Origin of the sequence: Methanocorpusculum sp. GPch4 (assembly GCF_012062385.1) — an archaeon.
Taxonomy (GTDB): domain Archaea; phylum Halobacteriota; class Methanomicrobia; order Methanomicrobiales; family Methanocorpusculaceae; genus Methanocorpusculum; species Methanocorpusculum parvum.
Window position 1 is genome coordinate 20,961 of sequence record NZ_SIJA01000043.1, and the last position, 6,301, is coordinate 27,261.

Annotated in this window: 2 protein-coding genes; both read right to left on the reverse strand. The window is 56.9% G+C overall.

From position 1 onward, the window contains the following. Positions 1-77 precede the first annotated feature (77 nt). A complete protein-coding gene (locus tag EYA77_RS04050) occupies positions 78-3,302 on the reverse strand; it encodes an exodeoxyribonuclease V subunit beta (protein ID WP_167815940.1) in 3,225 nt (1,074 codons plus the stop codon). Continuing rightward, positions 3,299-6,043: a PD-(D/E)XK nuclease family protein gene (locus EYA77_RS04055; protein ID WP_167815941.1), complete on the reverse strand. Its 2,745-nt coding sequence runs from the start codon at positions 6,041-6,043 to the stop codon at positions 3,299-3,301. Before EYA77_RS04055 ends, EYA77_RS04050 begins: the two co-directional genes overlap by 4 nt. Positions 6,044-6,301 lie beyond the last annotated feature (258 nt).

Consider the following 6,301-nt stretch of genomic DNA (forward strand, 5'->3'; position numbering starts at 1 on the left):
GAGTAAAGTGCGAAACGTGTGTTTGTCCAATTACTAATTTGACAGATATTAGTAATAGATTAGTAATTGGGAGTTCCTCACTCCACTCCTCTTTCCCCCATCTTCTCCGCCACCAGCCCCTTTGCCCGCTCCTCATCCATCGTAAACGGCACGACCTCATTCTGGTCAGCGAAATATAAACACACGCCCGGATCCGTCCCGAACAGACGTTTCGCCCACAGGAAATACACCGCGAGCTGGCTCTCGTATCTCTCCAGCTCCCTCGCCGAAGGCTTACCTGTCTTGTAATCGATGATCATCCAGCTCCCGTCCGCATACTGAACGAGCCGGTCGATCACGCCGTTCAGCGGCGCTCCCTCGAAGGAATACGCGACCTCCTGCTCGCAGATGCTTTTAACCGCATTCTGCATAACGGGCGACGCAAGAAACGCCGCATACTTCGCCGCAAACTCTTCCGCCGCCGCGGGGTGAAGTCCGTAGCGTTTCACCACTGCCTCGGCCGGCTTTCCCTCAAACACCTCGTGAAGAGCCGTTCCCCGCAGCATCGCGGCCTCTTCCACAGCTGACGGGGCACGGTTTTTCACGGCCGCGGTCAGGCTTTGGAGAGCCCCCTCCTCTTTTGCCGGCAGAGGAGTATCCGTCCAGCCGTCAGGGACCTTAGGCCGGATCCGGGAAAGTTCACCCGGCTCCGTGATCACCTCGGTGATCAGCTCCGGAAGATACGGATATCCGCCTATTCCCGCGTCATACATCGAAAGAAACGAGTTCGCCCCCGGTCCTTCTTTTCCATTCGTTCCCGAGATCACCAGATGATCGCGTGCCCGTGTCATCGCAACGTAAAACAGCCGTTTCCGCTCCGCAAGCAGCTTTTCCCTCTCTTTTGGAGCAAGACACACCTTCACAAACGTTTCCCCGGTTTTCTCTCCCGCAAGCTTCAGCGAGATTCCGGCACCCAGCTTCGCATCGAACATAAGCTCCGGGACCCTCAGCTTATTCTCATTCCCGGCAAAACAGAGAGCAAGAACCGGATACTCCAGCCCTTTTGCGGAATGCACCGTCAGGATCTTCACGCGGTCGTCCTCCCCGCCTGCGATCGTTCCCTCCCGCTCATCGAACTCCTCCTCCATGCAGGTGTCCAGGATCCCGAGATACTCATACACCGAAAACGGCCGGTTCATCGAACGCGAACGGGCGATTCCGATCAGCTTCTCCAGATTGGCGGCCGCTTCCCGCCCGAACGGGAGCCCTCCGTAGACCGCCGCGATCCCCGACTCCGCGATCAGCCGGGAAAGGAAGGGAACCAACGGTTCGCCCCCGATCTCCGCATGCCAGCGGGCGAGATCTCCGACCGCTTTCCCGATCTTCGAGTCGGGATGTTCGGCCGCATATTTCCGCAGCCGCCAAATCAGCGCCCCCCCGCTGTTTGATGCGGCCCGGCATAGTTCCGCGTCCGAGATCCCGAAGTAGGGAGATCTCAGCACGCCGTAGAGCGAAATGTCCTCCTCGGGATACACGATCGCCTTTAAGAGATTCGTGAAGTCGAACACCTCCTGTTTTTCGTAGAAACTGCGCCCCTTCTCTTCGGTATACGGGACCCCGTAGAGTTCCAGAGCATACCGGAGTTTGTCCATATGGGTCCGTGCCTCGATGAGGATCGCGACGTCTCCGAACCGTGCGGGCCGCGAGGTGCCGTCCTTCTCATAAACGGCGAGTCTCTCCTTCGATATGGAATCAGAGATCCAGGATGCGAGGAGTTTCGCCTCGTTGATCATCATCTCCGCCTTGTTCCCTTCACCCTGCGGCCTGAGAATAGTCACCGACCCGTTCTGGCCTTCTCTGTGGGCCGTCAGCTCGCCGTATCCTGCATCCCAGATCTCCGTCGGGTCTCTGAAAATGGTTTTGAACACATGATTCACCAGACCGATTATCTCGGGAACGGTTCGAAAACTCGTGTCGAGTTCCACCGGTTTTTTCGCGAAAACCTTCTGGAAGGCGTTGAATCCCGAGACGTCCGCTCCTCTGAAAAGATAGATCGACTGCTTCGCGTCCCCGACGATGAACAGCCGGTTGTTCTCCTTCGGGTCGCCGCAGAGGATCTTGATGATCTCTGTTTGTGCCGGGTCGTTATCCTGGACCTCGTCGATGAGGATGTATCGGTATCTCGCGTTCAGCGTTCTCTGGATCTCCCCGTTTTTGATGAGGTCCAGCGTTTTTCTGATTAGGTCATCGAAGTCGAGCACCCCTATGCGCTCCTTTTCCGATTCGATCTGTTGGCGGATCGCCCGGGTGATCTTCCCAAGGGAGGTCAGGACCTCAAGGATGATTTTTGTACTCGGGTCACCGGCTGCCGGCAGTGTCGGAAGCGACGCGAGTATCTTCTGTACGGCAAAGAAATGCTCGAGAAGGTCTGCCGAAAGCGGCTTTTCCTCCTTTGGGGTGACGGATCTCGTCAGCTCTGCGAAACATTTGTCCAGATCGCGCTGTTCAGCCTTTCTTAACGCGGCTGCACGCTCCCCGAGTTTGTACATGTTCGTGCTCTTCGGATAGCCTGCCGCTTCTATCTCGAAAATAAGTGCGGAAATTTTTGGATCGGTGCAGATCCAATCCCGCAGAGACCAGAGGATCTCCTGCTTTGTTCCGGTCTTCAGAATCTCTGCAAACGTCTCGAATCCTTCGTTTTCGGCAAATATCTTGTCCTCAACGTTCTCGATATAAGCGTCCTGCCAGACGGACAGAACACCGGCAGGGTCATTTTCCAGTCCGGCAAACCACTCTTTTGCTTCGTCCCATTTTGGCAGCAGGATCCTGATGTATTTGGCGATGGTTGATTCATGGAGATGGGTGAACAGCAGCACGGTGTCATTGAAAAGGTCCCGCGGGGGATGTTCCAGCATCTCATGGATCGTACCGGTCACGAGTTCGTGCCGGTCGAGTTCGTCCATCACGGAAAATCCCGCGTCGAGTCCTGCCTCGTAGGCGAACTCTTTGAGGAGAGAGAGGCAGAACCCGTGGAATGTGCTGATATTGCATCGGGAAAAACTCTCCCATGCATCCTGAAGGGAAGGGTCGTCACGGAGAACCGTGCCGATTTTCGTCCGCATCTCGGCGGCCGCCTTGTCGGTGAAGGTCAGAGCGAGAATATCTCCCGCCCCGGTTTTCTCGGTTTCCCGCCGGTATCTGAGCGAGGCAAGATATCTCTGGATCAAAAGATACGTCTTCCCGGTCCCGGCGCCTGCGGTCACGCAGATACTTTCTTCCATCACGAGTGCCAGTTTCTGGGCTTCGGTCAGATCCGGAGTCATGCTTCCCCCTCCCTGAACGCAGCGAACCTGCAGATCCGTTTGTACGGGCAGTATTTATCAGGGCATTCGTTTGCAGAGATCGGGGCGCACTGCCCGGTCTTCATCAGTTCGCGAATGTCCAGGCAGGTTTTGAATGCCAGATCCCGGATCTCCTCCACGCTTTCCTGTTTTTTCCCAGAAAAATACGGGTTATTATCAGCTGCATCATCGTCTGAGATGGAGAGATATGTTCCCGGTTTTGCCGGGAAGCCGGTTTCCTGAGAGACGGCTTCTGTGTAGAGCGGGATCTGAAGGGCTTTTCCCTCGATCAGTTCCTTATGGGTCTTCGACTTCCCGGTTTTGTAGTCGACGACCATGAACTCCCGGGTCCGTTCGTTGAACATCACCCGGTCCACGCGGCCCGAGACGGTGAACTGTTCGTCGATGATATTGGCAGCAACGGTTCGTTCGAGCCACTCTTCCGGGGTCCGGTATCCTTCAGTATAGAATCCGATCTCGAGTCCGATGATCTTTTCAATGCTGCTTTCCAGCTCTCCTTCCCCAAGATAGCCGTTTAGCATCGCCTGCCAGGAGGGGGTTTTGATGTTTCGTTCATTGAACTCGGTTTTGACGATCTCTTTGAGGACGGATACGGCACTTTCCCGGTTTTCTTCGGTTAATGGCTGTTTGAATTCCCGGAAAAACCGCTCCATCGCTTTGTGCATGACGGTACCTACAATGATCCTCTCCGCACTGAAGTCCGCGGGGCTTTCGAGACGGAGGTGGTCGGTGAGATACCATTTGAACGGGCATTCCCGGTAGCGTTCGAGGACGGTCGGGGCGAACTCGGTCTTTTCCGTGTAGGCCGCGGCGAATGCTTCGGCGATTTTGTCGCCGGAAAATTCCGCATCGTAGATGCCCGGCGGTCCTGTCCGCTCCACCGTCTCGATCCCGATGATCTCCGCCGCGGCCTCCAGCGAGGGGATACCGAAAAGGCCGGCGCATTCGTTTTCCCTGCCGGCGGCGAGCAGTTCCCCGGCCCTCGTCTGGTTTGCGGTCATCGAATGGGCCGGAAATCCCGGGCTTTTCTCTTCCGGTTCGGCGAGACGGGTGAGGTAGGGGGACGGGGTCAGGCTTTTTTCTCCGTCGTGACCGGCGCAGGAAAGGATGAGCTGTTTTTCGGCGGCAAGGATGGCGGCGTGGAAGTAGTATCTGCTCGCATCCAGGAGATTCTGGACTCTGTCCGGCTGGATGCGGGCGGTCTCCTGAGCGTTCAGGAGAGGGATGGAGGCCTCGATCCTCGGGATCCGGTCGGCGGAGAGGCCGGTAATAAAGACGCAGGGTATCTTCGTGCCGGCGACTGAGCGCAGATCGCCTGCGAAGAAGGCGTCCCCTGATTCGGGATAGCGTATCCTGGTGGTTTTTTCACAGAACCGGCAGAGCATGGCGTAGAATTCGCGGGCGGTGTACGGGGTCTCCGAAAGCGAGGTGAGGGCGAGTTTGTCGAGCAGGCGTAAAAAGGCGTGACGGGCCGCTTCGTCCTGCGGCTTCATCGGAATGTCGTTCCATCCAAGTGCGGCAAGGTCGGCTTTCAAGGCCCGGCAGTGTCCGGCAAGACTGCCGGCGTGTTTGAGGTTTGCGTCGAGCCGGTCAATGAGCCGGTCGAGGCTTGCCTGGAATGCGGCGTCCTGTTCGCTGATCTCTTTTTTCCGGGCAGAGGCGAGCCGTTCGGCGACGGTCCGCCAGGCGGCCCTGCCTTTTTCGGTTTTGGTGATGATGCCGGCTTTTTCGAGTCTGCCGGCGGTGAGCCAGTCCTTTTTCAGGGCGAAGTAGGGGCTTTCGATGATGATCTTGAGGTCGTCGATTTTACAGTCAAAGGCGAATGCGGCGAGCCAGGCGAGGGCAGAGCGGACAGGCGGGAGGTTTTCGATCGGGATGTCTTCGCCGGCGGTGAACCGGAGGGGGTGCCGTGTTCCCTCCCGGAGAACGCTGAAGTCGGGGACGAGTTCGTCGAGGAGGGGGAGGGCGGACGGGAGGGAGGGCGTAAGGAGAGCGATGTCTTTTGGCCGGACGCCTGATTCGATGAGTGCGGCGATGGATTCGAGAGCGGAGCGGAGTTCGGTCCGGGTGTCGGTGTAGTGAAAGACACCTCTGCATGTTTCCGGGAGGAGGGTGAGGTTTTCGGCTGCCGGCGGCCGGGTTATGATGACGCCTTTGAGGGCAAGGAGGAGATCGACGGCGAGGAGGGTTGGTTTGTACAATGCATAGCAGAGGACGGTGCCGATTTCCATTTCGCCGGCGACGCGTGCGGCCCGTTCGATGGCGAGGATGGAGTCGCAGCAGTTTTCTTCTTCACAGAATTGTTCATATTGCCGGAATATTTCCCGGAAGTCGTTGAATTTGTCTTCTCCGGCTGGGAGGGCGAGTTTGTTGGTTTTGAGGGTGATGAAGAGGTTGACGAGGTTTTCGGTCTGGGTGTCGGTGATGCGTTTTTTTCCGAGCACGTCTGCGCCGATGCGGGCGAAGAGGAGGTGCTGTTCTTCGGGGTCGATGATCCGCGTGGCTGGGGAGAGGGTTGCAAGGATGCTTTTTGCAAGGCCTTTGACGGTTGTTATGTGGTTTTGGAGGATGGCGCCTCCTTCGCGGAGTTTTTGTACGGCGGTGTTTGCAAGAGAGGTGTTTTCGAAGAGGATCCATGTTCCGAGGGGATCGGTTTTCGCGAGGGTTGTGTATTCGGCGAGGATGGCGGAGAAGGTGTCCATATGTGATTCCATTGGGTGTGGAAAATATTTAAGATGCGGGGTGAGCCGTCAAGCGAGGGTCGTAGACCCGAGTCGGAGAGCAAATCTCTGATTTGCGAACAAGTGAGCGAAGCGGGTCGGAGAGCAAATCTCTGATTTGCGAACAAGTGAGCGAAGCGAAGCGGAGAGCAAATCTCTGATTTGCGAACAAGTGAGCGAAGCGAAGCGGAGAGCAAATCTCTGATTTGCGAACAAGTGAGCGAAGCGAAGCGGAGAGCA